At 64.0% G+C, this 22,589-nt stretch carries 18 protein-coding genes and 1 tRNA gene; 7 read left to right on the forward strand and 12 right to left on the reverse strand.

Annotation, left to right across the window (positions count from 1 at the left end; translation table 11 throughout):
* Nucleotides 1-206 precede the first annotated feature (206 nt).
* Nucleotides 207-830 (forward strand): methylated-DNA--[protein]-cysteine S-methyltransferase, encoded by a 624-nt coding sequence (locus LJ655_RS12715; RefSeq protein WP_230561598.1) that lies wholly within the window; start codon nt 207-209, stop codon nt 828-830.
* Nucleotides 831-849: 19 nt separating this feature from the next.
* On the opposite strand, the gene LJ655_RS12720 is transcribed toward LJ655_RS12715, so the two are convergent.
* The 3 genes from LJ655_RS12720 to LJ655_RS12730 all read right to left on the reverse strand — a co-directional run bounded on the left by LJ655_RS12720 (nt 850) and on the right by LJ655_RS12730 (nt 4,774).
* Entirely contained in the window at nt 850-2,091 is a 1,242-nt protein-coding gene (locus tag LJ655_RS12720; protein ID WP_230561599.1) for a Zn-dependent hydrolase, read from the reverse strand.
* A gap of 194 nt (nt 2,092-2,285) precedes the next feature.
* Nucleotides 2,286-2,993 (reverse strand): dienelactone hydrolase family protein, encoded by a 708-nt coding sequence (locus tag LJ655_RS12725; RefSeq protein ID WP_230561600.1) that lies wholly within the window; start codon nt 2,991-2,993, stop codon nt 2,286-2,288.
* A 620-nt stretch (nt 2,994-3,613) separates the two neighbouring features.
* The gene (locus tag LJ655_RS12730; protein WP_230561601.1) at nt 3,614-4,774 is read right to left on the reverse strand and encodes a porin; all 1,161 of its coding nucleotides are present in this window, start codon (nt 4,772-4,774) and stop codon (nt 3,614-3,616) included.
* Nucleotides 4,775-5,036: 262 nt separating this feature from the next.
* Here LJ655_RS12730 and LJ655_RS12735 point away from each other — a divergent pair, with 262 nt between their 5' ends.
* Complete coding sequence (locus LJ655_RS12735; protein WP_230561908.1) at nt 5,037-6,545, forward strand: MFS transporter; 1,509 nt, start codon at nt 5,037-5,039, stop codon at nt 6,543-6,545.
* A gap of 192 nt (nt 6,546-6,737) precedes the next feature.
* Nucleotides 6,738-6,822 (forward strand) — tRNA-Cys (locus LJ655_RS12740).
* 259 nt (nt 6,823-7,081) lie between these two features.
* Here LJ655_RS12740 and gudD read toward each other — a convergent pair.
* Nucleotides 7,082-8,431 (reverse strand): glucarate dehydratase, encoded by a 1,350-nt coding sequence (gudD, locus tag LJ655_RS12745; protein ID WP_230561602.1) that lies wholly within the window; start codon nt 8,429-8,431, stop codon nt 7,082-7,084.
* Between the two features lie 453 nt (nt 8,432-8,884).
* Between gudD and LJ655_RS12750 the strand changes: the two genes are divergently transcribed.
* Nucleotides 8,885-9,595, forward strand: coding sequence for a FadR/GntR family transcriptional regulator (locus LJ655_RS12750; protein ID WP_230561603.1), 711 nt, complete (start codon nt 8,885-8,887; stop codon nt 9,593-9,595).
* A gap of 65 nt (nt 9,596-9,660) precedes the next feature.
* Here LJ655_RS12750 and LJ655_RS12755 read toward each other — a convergent pair whose 3' ends face one another.
* Nucleotides 9,661-9,867: a hypothetical protein gene (locus LJ655_RS12755; protein WP_230561604.1), complete on the reverse strand. Its 207-nt coding sequence runs from the start codon at nt 9,865-9,867 to the stop codon at nt 9,661-9,663.
* A 96-nt stretch (nt 9,868-9,963) separates the two neighbouring features.
* Here LJ655_RS12755 and LJ655_RS12760 point away from each other — a divergent pair, with 96 nt between their 5' ends.
* Both LJ655_RS12760 and LJ655_RS12765 read left to right on the forward strand, forming a co-directional pair.
* The gene (locus tag LJ655_RS12760) at nt 9,964-11,475 is read left to right on the forward strand and encodes a DASS family sodium-coupled anion symporter (RefSeq protein ID WP_230561605.1); all 1,512 of its coding nucleotides are present in this window, start codon (nt 9,964-9,966) and stop codon (nt 11,473-11,475) included.
* 410 nt (nt 11,476-11,885) lie between these two features.
* Nucleotides 11,886-12,113, forward strand: a complete 228-nt coding sequence (locus LJ655_RS12765) for a hypothetical protein (RefSeq protein ID WP_008920027.1) — start codon at nt 11,886-11,888, stop codon at nt 12,111-12,113.
* Between the two features lie 175 nt (nt 12,114-12,288).
* Here LJ655_RS12765 and LJ655_RS12770 read toward each other — a convergent pair whose 3' ends face one another.
* From LJ655_RS12770 to LJ655_RS12790, 5 genes are all read right to left on the reverse strand, one after another.
* Nucleotides 12,289-14,517, reverse strand: coding sequence for an NADP-dependent isocitrate dehydrogenase (locus LJ655_RS12770; protein WP_230561606.1), 2,229 nt, complete (start codon nt 14,515-14,517; stop codon nt 12,289-12,291).
* A 412-nt stretch (nt 14,518-14,929) separates the two neighbouring features.
* Nucleotides 14,930-15,814 carry an alpha/beta fold hydrolase gene (locus LJ655_RS12775; RefSeq protein WP_230561607.1) on the reverse strand — a complete coding sequence of 295 codons (885 nt, stop codon included), beginning with the start codon at nt 15,812-15,814 and terminating at the stop codon, nt 14,930-14,932.
* 23 nt (nt 15,815-15,837) lie between these two features.
* The gene (locus LJ655_RS12780) at nt 15,838-16,650 is read right to left on the reverse strand and encodes a 2-keto-4-pentenoate hydratase (protein ID WP_230561608.1); all 813 of its coding nucleotides are present in this window, start codon (nt 16,648-16,650) and stop codon (nt 15,838-15,840) included.
* 18 nt (nt 16,651-16,668) lie between these two features.
* A complete protein-coding gene (locus LJ655_RS12785; protein ID WP_230561609.1) occupies nt 16,669-17,619 on the reverse strand; it encodes a 3-carboxyethylcatechol 2,3-dioxygenase in 951 nt (316 codons plus the stop codon).
* Nucleotide 17,620: 1 nt separating this feature from the next.
* A complete protein-coding gene (locus tag LJ655_RS12790) occupies nt 17,621-19,441 on the reverse strand; it encodes a bifunctional 3-(3-hydroxy-phenyl)propionate/3-hydroxycinnamic acid hydroxylase (protein WP_230561610.1) in 1,821 nt (606 codons plus the stop codon).
* Between the two features lie 220 nt (nt 19,442-19,661).
* Here LJ655_RS12790 and LJ655_RS12795 point away from each other — a divergent pair, with 220 nt between their 5' ends.
* Complete coding sequence (locus LJ655_RS12795) at nt 19,662-20,450, forward strand: DNA-binding transcriptional regulator (RefSeq protein ID WP_230561611.1); 789 nt, start codon at nt 19,662-19,664, stop codon at nt 20,448-20,450.
* Here LJ655_RS12795 and LJ655_RS12800 read toward each other — a convergent pair.
* Both LJ655_RS12800 and LJ655_RS12805 read right to left on the reverse strand, forming a co-directional pair.
* Complete coding sequence (locus tag LJ655_RS12800) at nt 20,447-21,148, reverse strand: response regulator transcription factor (protein WP_230561612.1); 702 nt, start codon at nt 21,146-21,148, stop codon at nt 20,447-20,449. The two genes, LJ655_RS12795 and LJ655_RS12800, sit on opposite strands and share 4 nt — an antisense overlap.
* A gap of 33 nt (nt 21,149-21,181) precedes the next feature.
* A complete protein-coding gene (locus LJ655_RS12805; protein ID WP_230561613.1) occupies nt 21,182-22,564 on the reverse strand; it encodes a sensor histidine kinase in 1,383 nt (460 codons plus the stop codon).
* Nucleotides 22,565-22,589: the final 25 nt, after the last annotated feature.

A 22,589-nucleotide genomic window follows, 5' to 3' on the forward strand; every position in this document is an offset into this window, starting at 1 on the left:
TCGATTTTACTGAGTCGCAGGGCATCTGGGGTTTTCTGCGCTACAGTGACTTCAGCGGCGCGATGGTCACGATCGTCGCGGCCATGTCGATTGCGAATGAGACAGCAATATCCGAAGTGCGTTCAGGCCACGCGAGCGAGACACTACCGGATATCGGTGCAGCCTTCTTGCAGCTTTGCGCCTCAACCTTGTCAGGAGTTTGGACAGTGACGTACGCATACAAGTTGATCGATTCGCCGGTCGGTCAGTTAAAGCTCGTGGCAAAAGGCGAACGCCTTGCCGCGATTCTGTGGGAGCACGACAAGCCGAGCCGCGTGCGACTCGGCGAAATGACCGAGGCGAACGAGCGGGCGGTGCTAGTCGAAACCGAGCGGCAATTGCGCGAGTACTTCGCGGGCACGCGGCAGGCCTTCGATCTGCCGCTCGATTTTCAGGGTACCGAGTTTCAGAAGCAGGTGTGGCACGCGCTGCTGACCATCCCATTCGGCCAGACGCGCAGCTATTCGGAGATCGCGCGGCAGATCGGCAATGTCAACGCCGTGCGCGCGGTGGGCGCGGCAAATGGCCGGAATCCGATCTCGATCGTCGCGCCGTGTCATCGCGTGATTGGCGCGTCAGGCGAGCTGACGGGATTCGCCGGCGGCCTGGCCAACAAGATGCGGCTGCTTTCGCTGGAGGCGGGGCAGACGTCGCTCGAAGCAGCGGCGCATGATACGCAACCGCACGCGCCGGTGCGGGAAGCGCCGCCAGCGGCTCGAGACGATGCGCCCGCGAAACCGGTGCAGCATCAGCCCAGTCGAGGAACGCAGGGTTCCCTGTTTGGCATCTGACGCGAGACACACCCGGCATTCAGGAACGACTGGCCGATAGCTCCAGCAGCATCGAAGCGGCGGCCGTCGCCGCAACCTGGCAGCCGAGCACGATGTGCTCCTCGGCCGTGTCCTCGATAAAGTCGTGACTCACGCCGCCAATGCTCGGCACGAACATCATGCAGGCCGGCATGCAACGCGCGATCACCTGCGCATCGTGCGCGGCGCCGCTCGGCATGCGCAGCCACTGCCCGGGCGCGATCGCTTCGGCGGCTCGCGCAATGTGCTGCGCGAGCGTGGCATCCATGCCGACCGGCTCGATGGGCTCCTCGATAGTCTGTAATTCGACGCTCACCGCGTTATTGGCGTTGAAGTCGCGCACCAGACCGGCAAGCGCCTGATCCATTGCCTTGAGCCGCGCCGGATTCGCGTCGCGGAATTGCAGGTCCATCTCGGCCGCGCCCGGCACGACGCTCATCGCGCCCGGGTCGAGATCGATGCGGCCCACGGTCCAGACGGTATCCGCGTCAGCCAGTTGCGCGAACACGTCGTTCATCCGCGTGATGAACGCGACCAGCGCCGCGCCCGCATCGCGGCGGATCGCCATTGGCGTCGTGCCCGCGTGATTGCGCTGCCCCGTGAAGCGCAGCCGCGATTCGCGCAGCCCGACGATCGTCGTGACGACGCCGATCGCTTTGCCGAGCGCTTCGAGCCGCCCGCCCTGCTCGATATGCGGCTCCAGATACGCGACCTGGCGCCCCGCCTCGAAGCGCGCGCGCGGCCTGCGCGCGAGTCCCGCCGCATCGAGCACGTCGGCGAGACGCTCGCCCTGCCGGTTCGTCGCGCCGCGAATCGATTCGTCGACAGCCTCGCCGACGAAGCTGCGGCTACCGAGCAGGCCCGAGAACGTGCCCTCCTCGTCGATCCACGACGCGACGTCGACGGCGAGATGCCGCGTCGCATCGTGCTCGGCGAACGCGCGGGCGATCTCCAGCCCGTACATCACGCCCATCGCGCCGTCGAGCCAGCCGCCGGTCGGCTGCGTGTCCGTATGCGAGCCGATCACGAGCGCGGGACCGCTATTGCGCGAGCGTCCGAACACGGTGCCCACGCCGTCGATGCGTGCGTCGAGCCCCGCCTCCGTCATCCTGCCGACCAGCCATTCGCGCGCCGCCAGATCGACCGGCGACAACGCCAGCCGGACCACGCCGGGTCCCGTCGCGCCAAAACCGCGCAGCCGTTTGAGGTCGGCCATCAGCCGGTTTGGATCGATCTTCACCACGTCGTCGTCTCCTGGAATGGATTGCCGATGCCCCCGCGCGAAAATCGCCCGGCGACGTATCGCAAGCGCGCCTGACCGCCCGATTGAAATGGAGAAAACCGCCGCGCTGCCAAGCGCGGCCATGTCACGATAGCGCCGCCACGGCGGGCACCCTCGCTAAGCGGACTAGCCGTCCGCTTCCCGCGTTCACCAGCTCATTTCCACAGCTGGCGGCCAAAGAACGTCAGCGTACGATCCCACGCCTGTTGTGCCCAGACCGGATCGTATTGCGTCGCCGCGATGCGGCCCGGCCCGACCGCCTCTTCGTTCGCGAACGCATGATGCGCCTGGTAGCGATGAAACTCGAGCTCGACCTTCGCGTCGGTCAGTTTCTTTTCGAGCGCGTCGACGGTGTCGGCTGCAAAGAACTCGTCCTGCAGAGCCCAGTGACCCATCACCGGCACCTTGATCTTCGATGCGTCGACATAGTCGAGCGGCGGGAAGCCATACCAGACGACGCCGGCCGCCGCCTCGGGCACATTGCAAAGCGCGAGCAGCGTCAGCGCGCCGCCCATGCAGAAGCCGGTCACACCGACCTTCGCCGCGTGCTGCTGCAGATACTGGACCGCGCCGCGCACGTCCTGCGTCGCCGCGTCGCCGAAATCGAGGCCGCTCATCAGATGGTTTGCCTCTTCCTGTTCAACCGTCGATTTGCCGCGATACAGATCGGGCACGAGCGCGAAGTAGCCGGCCTTCGCGAGGCGGTCGGCGACGCCGCGAATCTGGTCATTCAAACCCCACCATTCCTGAATCACGACGACCGCGGGCGCGCCCGCGGTTTTTTCAGGCTTCGCGAGATAGCCCTGTAGCTGCTTGCCGTCGGGACGGTTGAAGGTGATCATCGAACCTGCGTGCTGTGTCATGGGTCGCTCCTCGTGTGGACGAAACCGCTAGCATAGCGCCACTGCCCCGTGCCATGTCCTGTCGCAATCGCCTCGCCGCAAGCGCGCGTCCGACGATTCCGCGCGTTATTTCAATCCAACGATATGAAGATAATCCTACGGAAAAACTCACAAATCAGTCCACCGGCGAGTGGTTCCAAAAAATATGTTTGCGAAGCTATACTCAGTGCCATGCTTTCTGGTTCAACTTCCCGACCGCAGAGCTATCGGCAAAACACATTATCAATTTTCTGTTGGAAACCGTCGTTAAAGCGCGTGCGGATCGATTCATGCGTCGCGGCGGCGGCCTGAAATCCGCTACATGTGCTGCTTTGTGGCTTCACGTCTCTCAGGTTCTGGCAATCACCCTCGGATGCCAGAATCTTTAAGCCGACACATTGTGTCGGCCTTTTTTTTGCGCGACCCATTCTAATTTCGAACCGCTTGATATTTTTAGCAATTCACGGTGCGGATTTAAAAAAATATAGACATCCCGTATCAAACCGGCATGCACCACGCCTGATTTAACGCGCACAGATTTAAGCGCTTTTATCCAATTATTGGGTCAGCTCGACTGAAGTCGTGACGTATTACGAAGTGCTTTAGAAGCGCTCCACCACGCCGAATTGCACGCCGGCCACCGGCGCGCCCGGATAGGCGACCGGTAGCCCGGTCACGTTGACGCCGCGCAGCGTGAAGCTCGAGTCGTCGTGATTCGCGAGATACGCGGCGCTGAAGTACAGCAGCAGCGTAGGCGACATGTTGTATTCGAATGCGGCGCTGAACTGGTCCGCGCTGCCGCCCGCCGTCGTGTAGTCGCGCACGTGCGCATAGCCGAGCGACGCGCGCGCATTGGTCGAAAAACTATACTGCGCCGACAGCGAGCCGCCCGCGCCGTGATAGACCGGCGTGCCGCCATCGCCGTTGAAAAAGGACAGCCACACGCGCAGCTTGCCGAAGGCATAGTTCGCGCCGCCGAGATTCGCGCGCAGCGCCCCGGCCCCGTGCGTCTGCTGATGCGCGTAGGACAGGCGCAATCCGTCGAGCCGATACGACGTGGTCACGTAGTAACCGTCGATGCCATTGCCATCGTGCTCGGACGGATCGCGCGTCGCCATCATCAGCGTCGTGCTGAAGCCGGCGAGACTCGGCGACAGATACGCGAGCGCGTTGCTCGCATACGGCGTGATCTTCGACAGGTTGTTGAGCCCCGAGGCGATCGTGCCCGCGCCGAACGCGTCGAGATCGCCCTTGAACGGTATATAGATCGGCGAGTGCTGACGGCCGAAGCGTAGCTCGCCCCAAATGCCGCTCGCACCGATCCATGCCTGCCGATTGAAGATCGAGCCGGGCACCTGCTGGGTACCGTCGGTCGAGCTGAAGCCGTTTTCGAGCGTGAACACGATCGCGTTGCCGCCGCCGAGCGGCTCCGCGCCATGCAGTCCGACGCGCGAGCCGCGATATGCGCCGGAGTCCAGGCGCGGGGTCCAGCCGGAACCGGGGTCGGTGATTTCGAGGCTCGTATCGATCACGCCGTACAGCGCGATGAAGCCGGTATTGACGCGAGTGGCGACGTCGGTGCCTGTGTCGATGTCGGTGACGGCGGCCGCACCGTGCGCGTAGAGCAGCAGCGCCGCGCCCCATGCGCACACCGAGGTCGTCAAGGCTTCGCGGACACGGTTGAGCGGGCAAACCGGGGCGTGACGCAGGATGCGGTCCTCCTCAGGCACATCGATCGGATATTGCGCGAGCGAACTTACCACGTTCGGGCTGACGCGTGCGCGCTGTCCCGTTCGCTGGCGCACATCTGAACGAGGCCGTGTTTCGCGCGACGAATACTTTTGATCAAGGGACAACCCGTATAATCCGCCAAGAGGTCAGACAACTTGCGTAAAATCCGCAGGTCCTGACCTCAACCCGCAGCGCAGCATCCAACCCGAACCGCCTTCCGTCCGATCCGTGAATTCCACCGTCTCCGCTAGCCCCGCCGCTTCTGCCCTGCCGTTCCGCCACGCGTTGTACGCGATGCTCGGCATCGGCCTCGTCAACATGCTGGTCGCGCTCGACCAGACTGTCGTCAGCACCGCGCTGCCGTCGATCGTCGCCGAGCTGCACGGCTTCGAATATTTCGCGTGGATCGCGAGCGCGTACATGCTCGCGTCGGTCGTCACGGTGCCCGTGTTCGGCCGGCTCGGCGACTACTTCGGCCGCAAGCGCTTCGTGATCGCCGCGGTCATCACGTTCACGGTCGCGTCGGTGTTGTGCGGCCTCGCCAACAGCATGCTGTTTCTCGCGATGGCGCGCGGGCTGCAAGGCATCGGCGGCGGCATGATGGTCGGCACCGCGTTCGCGTCGATCCCCGATCTGTTCCCCGATCCGCGCACGCGCGTGCGCTGGCAGGTCGTGCTGGCCGCCGCGTACGGCATCGGCACGGCGGCGGGCCCGTCGCTCGGCGGGTGGATGACCGAGCACCTCGGCTGGCGCTCGACGTTTCTCGTCAATCTGCCGGTCGGCGCGGCGGCGCTCTATTTCATCTCGATGCATCTGCCGAGTTTCCGGCGGCCGCATGGGGGTGAAGTGAAGATCGACTGGCTCGGCGCGGGGCTCGTCGCCTTCGTGCTCGGCGGCTTGCAGGCATTTATCGAAGCGGTGCCGAAGAACGGCCTGACCGTGGGCAATCTCGTGCTCGGCGTGTGCGTGATCGCCGGCGCGGTCGCGCTCTTTCTGTGCGAAAAGCGCGCGACGCATCCGATCATTCCGCTCGATCTGTTCAAGGACGCACAGCTCGTCACGCTTTTCACGCTCGGCATGCTGTCCGGCTTCGTGATGTTCTCGCTGATTTTCTTCGCGCCCTTGCTGCTGCAAGGCGGCTTCGGTCTGTCGCCGCAGCAGGCGGGCCTGCTCGCGACGCCGATCGCCGCGTGCATCGCGATCGGCAGTCTGGTGAACACGCGAATCGTGATTCACATGAGGAAACCAACGCGCATTCTGTCGATCGGTTTCGGCCTGCTGATGTTCGCGTCGATCGCGCTCGCGTTCGCGAATCCCGACACGCCGCACTTGCGCATCGTGCTGCCGATGGGGGCGGTCGGCATCGGCCTCGGTTTCATCCTGAACAATTTGAACGTATTCGGCCAAGAGATCGCCGGACGCGAGCGTTTCGGTATCACGACCGCGCTACTCCAATCGACGCGCATGGTCGGCGGCATGCTCGGCACCAGCATCGTCGCGACCGTCGCGCAGCATCACTATCGCAACGTCGTCACGCGCACCATGAGCGTGCTCGGCGAGCCGGCCGCGTCGCAATGGCGGCCGCGTTTCGTCGATCTGCACATCCTCATCGACGACGCGTCGCGCACGCAGCTGATCGCGGATATGAAGGCGACGGGGCTCAACACGACCGCGCTGATCGATAGCGCCCGCGATGCGCTCGTGCAGTCGATTCATATCGGCGTGTGGCTCACGGCGGTGGCGTCGCTGGCGGCCGCGCTGCTGGTGCAGCGGATCTCTCATGTGGTGTTTCGCAAGAGCTGACCATCCGAACAAAACAGTTCTTCGCTCAACGAGACGACCGATGTGCACTGCAACAAGGTCGTCCCCAAGCGCTCGCAGTGAGTCTCGCGGCCAATCGCCTGACTCGCCCGGATGATTCGAACCCGATTTGTGCGGGAGCGCACGTCGATGGGATCGAATCGTAAGCTGGGCTTTGTAGCCTTGATTCACGATGCAGGTGTGGCCGAGCGCGCAAAGGCACTGGTCTGCAAAACCAGGGACTATGTCCACGTAGGTTGGAATCCTGCCACCTGCTCCAGGCTCTCTCAGCTTCGGCACTGATTCACCGCGCTGACGTTCGCAGTACTGATGATGCAAGCATGGCCAGGTGGCCGACGACATCGGTCTTGGCTTCAGGGAATTGCTCGTCAGGAGGTATAGCGAGGAGTAGATAGCAAATCTGTCTCCGATGACGGATACGACAGGTGGGAGCGGAAATCCGCGAAGAACTGAAAGAGCCCGGCGGTCACGCATTATTTGCGCGACACGCCAGGCTCATCATTTCGGTCAAAGCGTTTTTAACGCACGAGGCACGGACGTTTATTGTCGAACTTCCAGTTCGGAATCAGATACTGCATCGCCACGCCGTCATCGCGCGCGCCGAGGCCGTGCTGCTGATACAGCGCGTGCGCCTTCTCGAGCGCGTCCATGTCGAGTTCGACGCCGAGGCCCGGCTTCTGCGGCACCTTGACCTTGCCGCCGACGATCCGCAGCGGATCTTGCGTCAGGAACTGACCGTCCTGCCAGATCCAGTGCGTGTCGATCGCGGTGATCTTGCCCGGCGCCGCGGCCGCGACGTGCGTGAACATCGCGAGCGAAATGTCGAAGTGGTTGTTCGAATGCGAACCCCACGTGAGACCCCAGTCGTTACACATCTGCGCGACGCGCACCGAGCCCTGCATGGTCCAGAAATGCGGATCGGCGAGCGGAATGTCGACTGACTGCAACTGGATGGCGTGACCCATCTGGCGCCAGTCGGTCGCGATCATGTTGGTCGCCGTTGGCAGGCCAGTGGCGCGGCGGAACTCCGCCATCACTTCGCGGCCCGAATAGCCGTTCTCCGCGCCGCACGGATCTTCCGCGTATGCCAGCACGTCGTGCTTGTCACGGCACAGGCGCACCGCTTCCGCGAGCGACCACGCGCCGTTCGGGTCGAGCGTCACGCGCGCCTCGGGGAAGCGCTCGGCGAGCGCCGTGACCGCTTCGATCTCGGCGTCGCCTGGCAGCACGCCGCCCTTCAGCTTGAAGTCGTTGAAGCCGTAGCGCGCCTGCGCGGCTTCGGCGAGACGCACGACCGCTTCGGGCGTCATCGCCTCTTCGGTGCGCACGCGCTCCCAGTCATCACGCGCGCCGGCGTTGTTCGCGTACGGCAGATCAGTCTTGTTGCGATCGCCGATATAGAACAGATAGCCGAGCATTTCCACTTCGTCGCGCTGCTGTCCTTCGCCGAGCAGTGCCGCGACCGGCACGCCGAGATGCTGACCGAGCAGGTCGAGCAGCGCGGCTTCGAGCGCGGTCACCGCATGAATCGTCGTGCGCAGATCGAAGGTCTGCAGGCCGCGGCCGCCCGCGTCGCGGTCGGCGAATTGCGTGCGCACCTTGTTCAGGACCGCCTGCAGATTGCCGATCGACTGGCCGACCACGAACGGCCGCGCGTCGTCGATCGTCTTGCGGATGTTCTCGCCGCCCGGCACTTCGCCGACGCCGGTATGGCCCGCGCTGTCGCGCAGGATCACGACGTTACGCGTGAAGAACGGACCATGCGCGCCGCTCAGATTCATCAGCATGCTGTCGCGGCCAGCGACGGGCACGACGCGCAGTTCGGTGACGACCGGCGTGACGCTCGATTCGGTAGGTTTTGTGGACATGGGAAAAGCACCTGTGTGTGTAGTAAACCGCCGCGCGCTGCGACGCGACGCCAAGACCGTACAGCCCGCCCGTGATCGAGCCCAGGCGCCGCTGCAGATAGCCGAAGTTGGCCGGCGCGATGTTGAGATCGGTCTTCATGTGCGCGTTGACGAAGCCGATGTTCACGCGGTCGATATGGTTCGCGATGAACACGATGCGGCAAAACCTTAGCAGTCATCTGACGACAGTCTACCTCGTTATTTTCGACAAAACCAACTGCGTGTTTACCCTGTGTAGCTAGCTAAACCGCCTTTAAATCGTGGCAAATTCTTGGCTGCGAGACCTTGTTGCAAAAGCGAAGCGACCGTTCAAACTAAGACGTCCGATGTCTACAATCGCACCCCGCCGTTTGCACCTGCCGGACTCGCCCTCCTGTGCGATACTCTGCGGCATCAGTTCAACCAGCCACAAAAATGAGCAGCCTAACTGAAAAGGTGGTGGCCACCCTTTCCGATCAAATTCGCCGCGGCACGCTGAGGCCAGGCGACCGCATCCCCACCGAAGTCGAGATGATGAAGCAGCTGTCCGTGAGCCGCTCCGTCGTTCGCGAAGCGATTTCACGTCTGCAGGCGGCCAACATCGTCGAGACGCGCCACGGCATCGGCACCTTCGTGCTCGCGCCCGCCGGCGAAAAACCGATGAAGCTGCCCGCCGCCGACCTCACCAGCATGCTCGACGTGATGGCGATCATCGAGTTCCGCATCGACGTCGAGGCGGCCGCGGCCGCGCTAGCGGCCTCGCGGCGCACCGAGCAGAATCTCAAGCAGATCCGCATCGCGCTCGATCGCTTCGAGTCGGAACTCGGGCGTGGCAGCACCGACACGCTCGCGCACGACATCGAGTTCCATTTGCAGATTGCACGCGCGAGCGGCAACCGCTATTTCTTCGACGTGCTGAGTCAGCTTGGCCGTTCGGTCAGCCCGCGCACGCGGCTCGGTTCGGCCGAGATCGCGGAGCTCGACCAGATCGAGGTTTTGCGCAGCGTGCTCGGCGAGCACCTGCTGATCTACCGCGCGATCGAGCGTCAGGACGCCGACGACGCGCGCGCCGCGATGCGCATGCATCTGAGCAACAGCCGCGAGCGACTGCGCCGCGCGCATGAGTTGACGAAGGCCGGGGTTTGACGACATGCGGGGCCGACGGCGCCACGCAACGCAACCCGGCAAGTCACGCCGCCAGCAACATCCGCTCACTCCTCCAGGTCGAGATCCATCAACGCGGAGCCTGGCGATCCGCCATGCGCATCGCGCGCATTCACGCCGATCGCAGCGAAGCGCTGCTCGCGCGCCTGTACCTCGGTCACCGAAACGCACATCGCAATGCCGATCGAGCGGCGCGGCGCCCATGCTGCCTTCGCAACGACACCGTCGGCGTGATACAACAGCGCTTGCGACATCCCCTTGCGACATCGTGAAGCTCGCTGCGGGAGGTGGTCCGATGTGTCACGCATCGGTCATCGCGGCGGGCCTCACCCCACCGAGGAGCGAACAGCATGAGCGCATCGAAACCCGAAGCTCAAACCAACGCCGGTCCGACTGGCTCCTCCCCGGCTAAACGGGGTGTGCCGATCGGCCTGATCGCGAGCGTCGTCGCCTTGATCGTCGTTCTGCTGTTGCCGCTGCCCGCGACGCTGCCGCCCGCCGGCCACCGCATGCTCGCAATACTCGCCTTCGCAGTGGTGGTCTGGTTGACCGAGGCCGTCTCGTACGAGGCGAGCGCCATCATCATCACTTCCCTGATTGCGTTCCTGATCGGCACCGCGCCGACCATCAAGGACCCGAGCGTCGTTTACGGCACGTCGGCCGGGATTGGCATGGCGCTCGCCGGATTTTCGAACTCGGCGCTCGCACTGGTCACCGGCGCGCTGTTCATTTCCGCCGCGATGACGATTACCGGTCTCGACAAGCGCATCGCGCTCGTCACGCTGTCGCTGATCGGCACGACCACGCGGCGCATCCTGATCGGCTCGATCGCGGTGACGATCGTATTGTCGCTGGTGGTGCCGAGCGCGACCGCGCGCAGCGCCTGCGTCGTGCCGATCATGATCGGCGTGATCTCGGCGTTCGGCGTCGACAAGCGATCGAACATCGCGGCCGGCATCATGATCGTCGTCGCGCAGGCGACCAGCATCTGGAACGTCGGCATTCTGACGGCCGCCGCGCAGAACCTGCTGACCGTCGGTTTCATGGACAAGATGCTCGGCGCGCGTGTCACGTGGCTGGAATGGCTGGTCGCGGGCACGCCGTGGGCGATCGTGATGTCGGTCCTGCTGCTCGCGATCGTTTTGAAGATGCTGCCGCCGGAAAGCGATCAGATCGCAGGCGGTAAAGAGGCCGTGGCGCGCTCGCTGCGCGAACTCGGACCGATGACCGGGCCGCAGAAGCGTCTGCTCGGCGTCGCGATCGGCCTGCTGTTCTTCTGGGCGACCGAAGGCAAGCTGCACCCGTTCGATACCACGTCGGTCACCTATATCGGCCTCGTGATCCTGATGCTGCCCCGCATCGGCGTGATGGACTGGAAGACCGTGCAGAACCGCATTCCGTGGGGCACGGTGATCGTGTTCGGCGTCGGCATCAGCCTCGGCACCACGCTCCTGACGACCACGGCCGGGCAGTGGCTCGGCGATCTCGTCGCGCATCACACCGGGCTCGATCATGCGGGCACGTTCACCGCGTTCGCGATCCTGGCGGCCTTTCTGATCGTGATCCACCTCGGCTTTGCGAGCGCGACTGCGTTGACCTCGGCGATGCTGCCGATCCTGATCGCGGTGCTGCTATCGATGCAAGCGGACTTCAGCCGGCTCGGCATGACGATGCTGCTCGGCTATGTGGTCAGCTTCGGCTTCGTGCTGCCGATCAACGCGCCGCAAAACATGGTGTGCCTCGCCACCGATACCTTCACAGCCCGTCAGTTCGCGCGCGTCGGCATCGTGCTGACGATCGTCGGGTATCTGCTGCTGCTTCTGTTCTCGGCGACATGGTGGCGCTGGCTCGGCTGGTTGTGATGCTTCAGCGGGAACCGTTGGAATGGAAGCATGCGCCTCGACGCGGCATGGAGCCGCATAGCGTCGTTTTGCACAGCACGCACGGCCCCAATTTTCGCGATACGAAACGATCCCGCGCTTCGTAAAAAATCATGGTGCGCGGCACAAACCGGCCATTTCACGATGCTTGGCGCCGTTGCACATCGCGAAACTAAACACGCAACCCATTGTTTTTATGAAAATATTTTCAAGATAAAGAACGATTAGACGCCCACTTGCCCGAGGATTCGCTGACGTAGACTCTTTCACAACAGCACGCGCTTCACGCAGTCGGATTCGACGGGCCTGACGACAGGGGCCGCCCAAATCCCACAGATTGCGAAGAAGCCGTCACGAACCGCGGTTTTTTATTGGCAATTGGGAGACTGAAAATGAAGGGCTTTCGCTTTGGTTCGACACAGGGAGCGTTCTACATCCTGCCGGGTCAGGACGGCTGGGAAGCCACTTACGGCAACGAGACGCTCGGCGAGTTCTCAAGCCCGCAACAGGCCGCCGACGACCTGGCGCGCGGTCTGAGCTGCGAGCATCTGGCTGAACTCGACACGTCGACGCTGGAAATTCCGGAGAAGCTCGCCGACTGGGAAATCGTTCACGTATAAGGACGACTATGACCGACGGCGGCGTAGCAGTGAAAGCAGAAATGACAATGGCGCCCGAAGGCGCCATTGTCGTACTTGCGGTCCTGCTTGCGGCTCTGAGCGCTGTGGGAGTGCGCGCTACCGCGTGGCTTCGAAGGCCGCCGCAGCGCTCACCGCTTCAGTCGCCTGCGTGGCTTCAGGCCAGCGAATCGACGATCGCGTTCAGCGTCGCGCTCGGACGCATCGCCTTGCCGGTCAGCTCGACGCTCGGACGGTAGTAGCCGCCGATATCCACCGGCTTGCCCTGCGCCGCGCCGAGTTCCGCGACGATCTTCGCCTCGTTGTCGGCCATCGCCTTCGCGACGCCCGCGAACTGCGCCTGCAGCGCCGCGTCGTCGGTTTGCGCGGCCAGTGCTTCGGCCCAGTACATCGCGAGGTAGAAGTGGCTGCCGCGGTTGTCGATGCCGCCGACCTTGCGCGCCGGCGACTTGTCGTTGTCGAGGAACTTGCCGGTGGCCTGATCCAGCGTCCGGGCGAGAATCTGCGCCTTCGGGTTGTGGTACGTCGTGCCCAGATGCTCGAGCGACGCCGCCAGCGCAAGGAATTCACCGAGCGAATCCCAGCGCAGGAAGCCTTCCTCGACCAGTTGCTGCACGTGCTTCGGCGCCGAACCGCCCGCGCCGGTTTCAAACATGCCGCCACCGGCCATCAGCGGAACGATCGACAGCATCTTCGCGCTGGTGCCCAGTTCCATGATCGGGAACAGGTCGGTCAGGTAGTCGCGCAGCACGTTGCCGGTGACCGAGATCGTGTCCTTGCCCGCGCGGATGCGCTCGACCGAGAACTTCGTCGCTTCGACCGGCGTCATCACGCGGATGTCGAGACCGTTCGTGTCGTGATCCTTCAGGTACTGCTCGACCTTCTTGATGATCTGCGCGTCGTGTGCGCGCGCCGGGTCGAGCCAGAACACGGCCGGCGTGTTGGTCGCGCGGGCGCGGTTCACCGCGAGCTTGACCCAGTCGCGGATCGGCGCGTCCTTGGTCTGGCACATACGGAAGATGTCACCCTGCTCGACCGGCTGTTCGAGCAGCACTGCGCCGGCTTCGTCGGTCACGCGGACCACGCCGTTCGCCGGGATCTGGAACGTCTTGTCGTGTGAACCGTATTCTTCGGCGGCTTGCGCCATCAGGCCGACGTTCGGCACTGTGCCCATCGTGACCGGATCGAACGCGCCGTGCTTCTTGCAATCTTCGATCACCGCCTGGTAGACACCGGCGTAGCAACGGTCCGGAATCACCGCCTTCGCGTCGTGCAGCGCGCCGTCGGCGCCCCACATCTTGCCCGACTCACGGATCATCGCCGGCATCGATGCGTCGACGATCACGTCGCTCGGCACGTGCAGGCTCGTGATGCCCTTGTCCGAGTTGACCATTGCGAGCGGCGGACGCTGTTCGTACTGCGCCTTGATGTCGGCTTCGATCGCCGCGGCCGTTTCCGCCGGCAGGTCCTTCAGACGCGCGTACAGGTCGCCGATACCGTTGTTCGGGTTGAAGCCGACCTTGGCCAGCGCTTCCGCGTGCTTCGTGAGCACGTCCTTGTAGAACACCGACACCACGTGACCGAAGATGATCGGGTCCGAAACCTTCATCATCGTGGCCTTCAGGTGCACCGAGAACAGCACGCCGTTCGCCTTCGCGTCGGCGATCTGCGCTTCGATGAAGCTGCGCAGCGCGTTCTTGCTGAGCACCGACGCGTCGATGATTTCACCCGCCAGCACCGGCGTCTTCGCCTTCAGGACCGTGGTCGTGCCGTCGGCAGCGGCCAGTTCGATCTTGACGCTACCGGCTTGCGCGATGAGCGCCGACTTCTCGCTGCCGTAGAAATCGCCACCGCTCATGTGCGCGACATGCGACTTCGAATCCGCGCTCCACGCGCCCATCTTGTGCGGATGCTTGCGCGCATAGTTCTTCACCGACAGCGGCGCGCGACGATCCGAGTTGCCTTCGCGCAGCACCGGGTTTACCGCGCTGCCCTTGATCTTGTCGTAGCGAGCCTTGACATCCTTCTCGGCGTCGGTCGTCGCGACGTCCGGATACGCCGGCAGCTTGTAGCCCTGGTCGCGCAGCTCCGCGATCGCGGCCTTCAGTTGCGGCACCGACGCGCTGATGTTCGGCAGCTTGATGATGTTCGCTTCCGGGCGCGTGGTGAGTCCACCGAGCTCCGCCAGATCGTCGGAAGCCTTCTGTTCCGCGCTCAGGTAGTCCGGAAATGCGGCAATGATCCGGCCGGCGAGCGAGATGTCACGCGTTTCGACGAGCACGTCGGACGAGCGCGTGAACGCCTTGACGATCGGCAGCAGCGAGTACGTCGCCAGTGCGGGCGCTTCGTCGGTCAGGGTGTAGATGATCTTCGGCGGTGTGGACATGATTGATGCTTTGCTAGGAAGTGGTAGACAGAGCGTTGGCGGTCGAGGCCAGCGCAAATCGTGGCGCGACGGCGACGGCGTCGGTTCGGCACGACGCAACCTCGCGGCCTTCGTTTTGCGACACGACCGAGAGTATATGCGCGTTTTCCACTAAATGTGACTCAACAAACAGGTCACGAGACCCAGCTCAAAGGGGTGGATCCCCGCCGGATAAGGCTTTGCGGCCGATTGACCGGGTCTTAAGACAGATATCTTATAGAGGACTTGCGAGATCCTATTTTTGGTTAAATGCGAATTTCTCGCATTGACAAATCACGATTTGCCGCCGTGCGACGCGCGCCGGCGCCGCCGACGGCCGGCGCAGGAACGTCCCCAGCAGCGTCGCGCCAGCCGCCCGTAACGACGACGCGGCTTACGCCTCGCGCCCCAAAAACTCGGCCACCATGCGGTTGAACTTGTCCGCATGCTCCCACTGCGCCCAATGCCCGCAGCGGCCGAACACATGCAGATCCGCGTTCGGCATACCGGCGACGAGCTTCAGACCGATATCCATCGGCACGAAACGGTCGTCGCGGCCCCAGATCACCAGCGTCGGCGCGACCACTTCGCCGAGGCGCGGACCGAAGTCATTGAACTGCTTCGGATTCGCGGCGAGGCTCGCGACGAAATTCTCGAGGTGATCGCGGCGGGCCAGCATGTTCGCGAGCCGCGCCTGCATCAGGTCTTCGGTCAACGCCTTCGAGTCGAACACGAAGACGCTCATCATGCGCTGCAGGTTCTCGATGGTCGGGTTGCGGTACAGCCCTTGCAGCAGCTTGATGCCTTCGGTCGGCATCGGCACGAACTGGCTCGGGCCGCCCGTGCCGCCGCCCATCAACACGAGCTTGCCGACACGTTGCGGCTCGGCGAGCGCGAACGCGACCGCGCTATGGCCGCCCATCGAGTTGCCGATGATGTGCACACGTTCGATATCGAGCGCATCGAGCAGCGCCTTCAGGCAGCGCGCGTTGAGTTCCGAGCGCGATCCCTTGCAGACGATCGGATCGCTCTTGCCCCAGCCGAGGCAGTCCATCAGGATCACGCGATAACCGGCCGCGACGAGCGGCTCGACGTTGCGATTGAAATTGGCCCAGCCGGTCGCGCCCGGTCCTGAACCGTGCAGCATCACGACCGTCTGCGCGCCCTGCCCCACATCGTTGTAGTGGAGCTGCATCTCACGTCCGTCTTCAATGATCCGGACGAACCGGCTGGTTGCAGCTTCCGTGACCGCCATTGCCTGCGTGTTCGTGTTGCTCATGTCGGATTCCTTTGTTTCAAAGGTCAAGTTGCGGAGAAAGTCGCGCGCACGCTACCGAGTCCGTCGATCTGCGTGGTGAAGGTGCCCGGCTGCGTGACCGCGACCATCGGGCCCAAAGCGCCTGTCATCAGCACGTCGCCGGCACGCAGGGGCGTGCCGAGCCGGACCATGCGGTCCGCGAGCCATACGGCCGCGTTCAGCGGATTGCCGAGACACGCGCCGCCATTGCCGCGCGACAACACTTCCGAATCATTTGAAAGCGTCATCGCGCAAGCCGCGAGATCGATCTCGCGCAGCAGTACGGGGCGGCTGCCGAGCACGAAGCGCGCGCTCGACGCATTGTCCGCGACCGTGTCGACGAAACGGATGTTCCAGCCTTCGATGCGGCTGTCCACCACCTCGATGGCCGCGACCGCATAGGCGGTCGCGCGGATCAGATCGGCGTACGTGTGGCGCTCCTGCAGCAGATCGTGTTCGAGCACGAGCGCGATCTCCGCTTCAACCTTCGGCTGGATCAGTTCGTTGAGCGGAATCGGCTGGCTGTCGCCATACGCCATCGATGCGAACAGCGCGCCGAAGTCAGGTTGGCCGACGCCGAGCTGACGCTGCACCGCCGGCGACGTGAGCCCGATCTTGCGGCCGACGATACGCTCGCCCGCCGCGACGCGCGCGGCCACGTTGGCCTGCTGCACCGCGTACGCAAGCTGCTCGGCCTCGGCCGGGTTCGACAGTTCGGCGAAGCGGGCGTCGTCGCGCAACGGCGCGATGGTCTGACGCGTGCGTTCCGACTCGCGCAGGCGCAGGGCCAGCGCGTCGACATTGCTCTGAGTGTTCATAGCGGGTTCCTGATTGGGTTAGACGTGGGCCGTCGCGGGCCGCGCGTGCATCGCGCCGAAGCCCGCGATCCATTCGGGGATCGGACGGTAGTAATCGAGCGACGCATGATACGGGCCGCTCGCGTTCAGTGCGCCGAACGCGGCGATCCAGGTGCGGATTTCGTGCGCGGACTTGCCGGCGTCGCGCGTGATCGCGTTGTTCGTCAGGCCGTCGAGCGCGGTGAGTTCGCCGTCTTCGAGCAGCTTGAGGAACGCGCGGTCCCATTCGGGATTGAGCGGATGCAGATGGCTGTCGCCCGCGGTGAAAGCGCGCGCCGCCGCGATCGTGCGCGCCTGACGCGCCGCGCGCGATTCGGCCGACGGATTGCGGCCGGCGATCAGACGCTCGGCGACTTCCTCGCTCGCGCCGGCCAGCTCCGGCACGGGCGGCTCATGCGAGATGCCGCCCGAACCGATCAGGAGCACGCGTTTATTCGAGCGTGCGAGCGCGCGGCCGAGCGCATCGCCGAGCAGACGCGCACGGCGGCACGAAGCCATCGGCGCGGCCACCGAATTGATGAACACCGGCACGACCGGATAACGATCGAGGCCGCCCGTCAGAATCTCGAGCGCTTGCGCGCAACCATGATCGACCTGCATCCGGTACGACAGCGCGACGTCGACGTCGCTCGCGAGTACCGCTTCGGTGAGTTCGAGCGCGATATCGGCGGGCACGTCGAGCGGGCCGGCGAGGCTCTCGAAGTCGCCGATCGCGCTCGCCGATGCGCCGATGCAGAACGGCGGCATCACGTCATAGAAGAAACCGTTGTAGTGGTCAGGCGCGAACACGACGACCAGTTCGGGATCGAACTCGACGACACGCGCGCGCGCCGCCGCATGCACGCGCTCCACTTCCGCGACGATTTCGGGCGCGGGATCGTAGTAGCCGTGCAAGGGCGTGTGTGACAGGCATTCGAGCAGCAGCGGCATGTCAGGCTCCGGCGGTTTCAGGGATTGAGAAGGCAGCGACGCCATCAGGCGCGAACGCCGCTTCGAGATGCAGCTTCTGCGCGAGTTCGATGATCAGTTGCGACACCTGCTGCGGCGAGCTCATGCCCGCGACGAAGCGATCGGGACGCAATAGAACGACCGATTCAGGCACACGCGCAAACCAGTCCTTCAGCCGCGTGTTCGCGTCGCCGATTGCGATGACGTGTTCAGGCACGTCGTCATGGAAAGACAATTGCGTGTCCGGCTTCGCGACCACGAAGCAGCCGCCGAGCCGCTGCCAGATCGCGCGCGCTTGCTCCGACAGACCGAAGGTCGGCTCCGCGCCCCAGCCGATGATCGCGAAGCGGTTGCCGAGCACGTCGTCGAGCCGCACGATGTCGCCGCTCACCGTGCGCACGCGCGGCTGAATGAACATGCGGCCGACCGGCGAATGACAGTGCGGGTCGCGTCCATACACGAGGCGGCCGAGCCGCGACTCGCGCTTCTCGCTCATCAGACCGAGCAGACGCCCCGGCGCCGAATGACCCGAGCGTTCGAGCACGCGCGCGAGCCAGCCATGCTTGCGCGGCGTGCGTGCGAGCAGTACGACGCCGCTTTCATAGCGCGGCATCGGCTTGAAACGCATTTCGACGAAGTAGCGCTTGACCGCCGGAAACCAGTTGAACGTACGCACGAATGCGTCGCGGAACTTGATGCCGAAGCGGCTCGTCGGCGCGAAGATGTCGCCCGCGACTTCAGAGAGGTGAATCATCGAGCGCGCATGTGAACGCCGCTCGGCGGTGTAGGTATCGAGCAGCGCGTCGCCGGCAACACCCTTGACCACCATCGCGAGTTTCCAGCCGAGGTTGCTCGCGTCGCGAATCCCGCTGTTGTAGCCCTGGCCCTGCCACACCGGCATGATGTGCGCGGCGTCGCCGGCGAGCAGCACGCGGTTCACGCGGAAGCTGCTCGCGAGCCGCGCATTGTGCGTATAGACGCGCTTGCGGATGTAGTCGACCTTCTCCGGATCGGCGACGACCTTGCGGATCAGCGCGGCCATGTTCTCCGGCTTCGACAGCTCTTCCTCGGTCTCGCCGGGCATCACCATGAATTCGAAGCGGCGAATGCCGTGCGGCAATGCGGCCGACACATACGGGCGCCGCGGATCGCAATGAAGGTACACGTGCGGCGAGCCGATCGGATCATTGCGTACGTCGACGACGATCCACTGATTCGGCTTCGTACGGCCCTCGAACGGCACGTCGAGCGTACGGCGCACGAAGCTGTTGCCGCCGTCCGCGCCCACCATATACGAAGCGCGGATCGTCCGGCGGCCGCCCTCGGCGTGTTCGGTTTCGATCGTGACGCCGCTGCCGTCCTGTGTGAACGAATTGACCGTATGGCCGAACAGCACCTCGACGTGCGCGAAGCGCTGCAGACCGTCGTACAGCACGCGATCGGCCAGCGGCTGAATGAACGCGTTGCGGCGCGACCAGCCGAATTCGTCGGTGCGCGGTTCGATCGATGCGAAGCAACGGCCCTTGCTCGTGAAGCGCATCCAGTGATCGGGGGTGGTGTGCGGTAGCAATGCATCGGCGAGACCGACGGACTGGAACACGCGCAACGCTTCATCATCCAACCCGATTGCGCGCGGATAGTCGATGATCTTGTCGAGCTTTTCGATCAGCACGACGCGCACGCCCTGGAGGCCGAGATAGTTGGCGATCATCAGACCGACCGGGCCGGCGCCGATGATCGCGACGTCGGTGGTGAGCGTTCCGCTGTGGCCTTCGACGGCCACCGGGTCGAGCGGTTGGGGCATGTTGTCTCCTTGTTTCGACCAGTGTCAGTGGATCGAGACGATCAGGAGCGCAAAGGCGGGAACCGGCTGCCGCCACGGCGAAAATATCGCCCGCGCACAACAGCTTGCGTCTCCATGAAATCGTTGATTTGCTGGCAGTCTAGAACCGCCCCTTTGCACGCTCAACAAAATCTGGAAATTGTGCATACAATGCACATACTTGATTTAATTGAGGTTTTGCGTGACCAAATATACAAACGTGCGGGGCCTGTCGCGTGGTTTGCAGGTGCTGCAGGCGCTCAACTCGATGGACAGCGGCCGCGCCACGAGCCAGCAGATCAGCGAGCTGACCGGCCTGCATCGCACCACCGCGCGGCGGCTGCTCGAAACATTGATGGAAGAAGGCTTCGTGCGGCGCAGCGCGTCGGACGACAGCTTCCGGCTCACGCTGAAGGTGCGCGCGCTGAGCGAAGGCTTTACGGACGATGAACGGATCGCGACCATCGCGCCGCCGGTCATGGGGCGTCTGCTGCAACGCGTCGCGTGGCCGTCGGATCTGACCACGCCCGACGGCGACGCGATGATCATCCGCGAGACCACGCATCGCTTCAGTCCGTTGTCGTTTCATCGCGCCATGGTCGGCCGGCGTTTGCCGATCCTGCTGACCGCGGCGGGCCGTGCCTACTTCGCGATGTGCCCCGACGAAGAGCGCGAGGACATCCTCGATCTGTTGCGCTCGGGCGCGGGCGGCGAGGAGCAGAAGGCGCTCGCATCGAACGACGCTTTGATCCGCAGCCTGGTTCGGCGCGTACGCGCGGATGGGTTCGGTTCGAATCACGGAGACTGGGCGGACCAGGGCAAGATCGGCGCGGTCGCCGTCCCGATCGTGTTCGAGGAGCGTGTTCTCGCTAGCCTGAACGTGGTGTTTCTGTCGCGGGCGGTATCGCTCGCGGAAGCGAAGCGGCGCTATGTGCCCGAGTTGCAGACGGCCGCGCGCGAGATGATCGAGGAGCTTGCGGCGGAGTCTTAAGACAGAGCCGCGGCAAATGCGTCGCGCGGTTCTTCTTCGCGCAAAATGTAGCCAAGCCCCCGCAGCGTCATGATCTTTGCAGTGGATGCCGCGAGGTGTTTGCGCAGGCGGTGAATATAAATATCGATCGCATCGGCGCTTGGCTCTTCGTCGAGCGTAAAGACCTTATCCATCAGCGTGGCTTTGGAAACGGTCTTGCCCTGCTTCAATATCAGCGCTTCGAGGATCGCGTGTTCGCGGCGGCGCAACGGCATGAGTTCGTCCTGCAGCACGAACTCACGCGAATCGAACAGATAGCGTAGATTGCCGCATTCGATCGACTGCCCTCTGTCGCCGGCAACTTGCCGTCGAATCAGCGCCTTGATGCGGGCCACCAGCTCGCGCGCATCGAAGGGCTTGACGACATAATCGTCGGCACCCGCCGAAAAGCAGGCCACCTTGTCGTCGGTCGAGCCATTCGCGGTCAGCATCAGCACCGGCACGTTATTGCGCTTGCGGCGCAGCCTTGCGAGTACCTCCTTGCCGCCGATGCCGGGCAGGCGCATATCGATCAGCACCGCGTCATAGCATTGCAGATCGAGCAGCGTCTGTGCGCATTCGCCGTTCTGCGCCCAGTCGATCTGGAATTGCTCGGCCTGCATCAGGTTCATCACCCAGCGCGCGAGGTCGGCGTCGTCTTCCACGAGCAGCAGTTTCATCGTTGTCCTTTCGATTGCGAGTGGCGCGGTGCGTCAGCTCGCGCCCATCCATAAGCGCATCTCGACGGTCGCGACAAGTCCCGCGCCGCCGTCATTCGATTCGAGCGCCACGCTGCCGCCCTGACGATGCGCAATTTCGCGCACGATCGGCAAGCCGAGTCCCGTGCCTTCCGCGTGGGAGGACGCTCGATAGAAGCGCTCGAACACCCGTTCGCGCGCATCCGCCGTGATGCCGGGTCCGTTGTCGATCACCCGCACGATCGCCATGTCGGCGCGCCGCTGGGTCTGCACGGTGACGCGACCGCCTGCCTGCGTATAGCGCAGCGCGTTGTCGACCAGATTGGTCACGAGCGCCGCCGTCAACGCTTCGTCGCCGGTCACATAGAGGCCGTCTTCCAGCTCCGCGCCCAGATCGATTTCCCGCGACTGCGCAAACGCGATCAGTTCTTCGAGCACGCCCGCGATCAGCGCGCTCAGATCGATCCGCTCGCGCGCGTTGGAGGGCGCGGCCGACTCGGCCTGCGCAAGCAGCAACAATTTGTTCGTCAGCGTGGTCAGCTTGCGGCTGCTTTTGTGCATCCCCGCGAGCGCTTCGGCAAGGGGGGCGTCGCGGCTATCGCGTTGCCGCGCGAACTGGATCTGTGCGGCCAGCAGCGCGAGCGGCGTGCGCAACTGATGCGCGGCATCGGAGATGAATTGCCGCTGGGTAGCGGCCTGCTGGCCCATTCGTGCGATGCACTGGTTGATCGCCTCGACGATCGGCCGCAACTCGACGTGCAGGCGCGCGACGCGGATCGGTTCGAGTTGCGACGCATTGCGATCCGCGACGTCGTCCTTCACCTTCATCAACGGCAGCAGTTCGAAGGTCAGGCCGAGGTAGACGAACACCATCGCCAGTACCAGCGTCAGTACTTCGCCGGACAATTGCGGTCGCAGCAGACGCCACACCATCGCATCGCGCGAGCCCTCCGTCTTCGCGACCGCGACGATCACTTCCTCGGTATGTCCCGAATCGTAGAGCTGCCGCACGTAAGCGACAGCGCGCGCCGCGCGGCCATCGGCGAAATGCGTCGAATAAAGCGTGGGACTGTCGCTCACATGCGGCGGCAGCGGCAGGTCCGGACTGCCCGCGAGCAGACGATGTCCCTTTGCCTCGACGCGATAGAAAACCGTGTCCTGTTCCGGCGATTCGAACAGCTCGAGCGCCGCCGGCGGAATCTGGATCGATACAGAACCGTTGTCCCAGTCGATATCCTCGCCGATGATGCGCATCGACGAAAGCAGCGCATTGTCCTGCACCAGATCAGCCGTGGTGTGCGCGAACCGATATGAAATGACGACGGAAATGGAGACGAACGCGGCCAGCGGCAGAAGCAGCCACCACAACAAACGTCCGCGCAAACTGCCTGAAAACACGATGTGCCGATCCTTTGGTGTTCGA

Origin of the sequence: Paraburkholderia translucens, assembly GCF_020881035.1 — a bacterium.
GTDB lineage: Bacteria > Pseudomonadota > Gammaproteobacteria > Burkholderiales > Burkholderiaceae > Paraburkholderia > Paraburkholderia translucens.

Coding starts and splice junctions, on each gene's coding strand:
- LJ655_RS12760 (WP_230561605.1), top strand. CDS start 9,964: ATGAGCGCATCGAAACCCGAAGCTCAAACCAACGCCGGTCCGACTGGC.
- LJ655_RS12780 (WP_230561608.1), bottom strand. CDS start 16,650: ATGAACACTCAGAGCAATGTCGACGCGCTGGCCCTGCGCCTGCGCGAG.
- LJ655_RS12735 (WP_230561908.1), top strand. CDS start 5,037: ATGCTCGGCATCGGCCTCGTCAACATGCTGGTCGCGCTCGACCAGACT.
- LJ655_RS12790 (WP_230561610.1), bottom strand. CDS start 19,441: ATGCCCCAACCGCTCGACCCGGTGGCCGTCGAAGGCCACAGCGGAACG.
- LJ655_RS12800 (WP_230561612.1), bottom strand. CDS start 21,148: ATGAAACTGCTGCTCGTGGAAGACGACGCCGACCTCGCGCGCTGGGTG.
- LJ655_RS12725 (WP_230561600.1), bottom strand. CDS start 2,993: ATGACACAGCACGCAGGTTCGATGATCACCTTCAACCGTCCCGACGGC.
- LJ655_RS12775 (WP_230561607.1), bottom strand. CDS start 15,814: ATGAGCAACACGAACACGCAGGCAATGGCGGTCACGGAAGCTGCAACC.
- LJ655_RS12785 (WP_230561609.1), bottom strand. CDS start 17,619: ATGCCGCTGCTGCTCGAATGCCTGTCACACACGCCCTTGCACGGCTAC.
- LJ655_RS12750 (WP_230561603.1), top strand. CDS start 8,885: ATGAGCAGCCTAACTGAAAAGGTGGTGGCCACCCTTTCCGATCAAATT.
- LJ655_RS12755 (WP_230561604.1), bottom strand. CDS start 9,867: ATGTCGCAAGCGCTGTTGTATCACGCCGACGGTGTCGTTGCGAAGGCA.
- LJ655_RS12765 (WP_008920027.1), top strand. CDS start 11,886: ATGAAGGGCTTTCGCTTTGGTTCGACACAGGGAGCGTTCTACATCCTG.
- gudD (WP_230561602.1), bottom strand. CDS start 8,431: ATGTCCACAAAACCTACCGAATCGAGCGTCACGCCGGTCGTCACCGAA.
- LJ655_RS12770 (WP_230561606.1), bottom strand. CDS start 14,517: ATGTCCACACCGCCGAAGATCATCTACACCCTGACCGACGAAGCGCCC.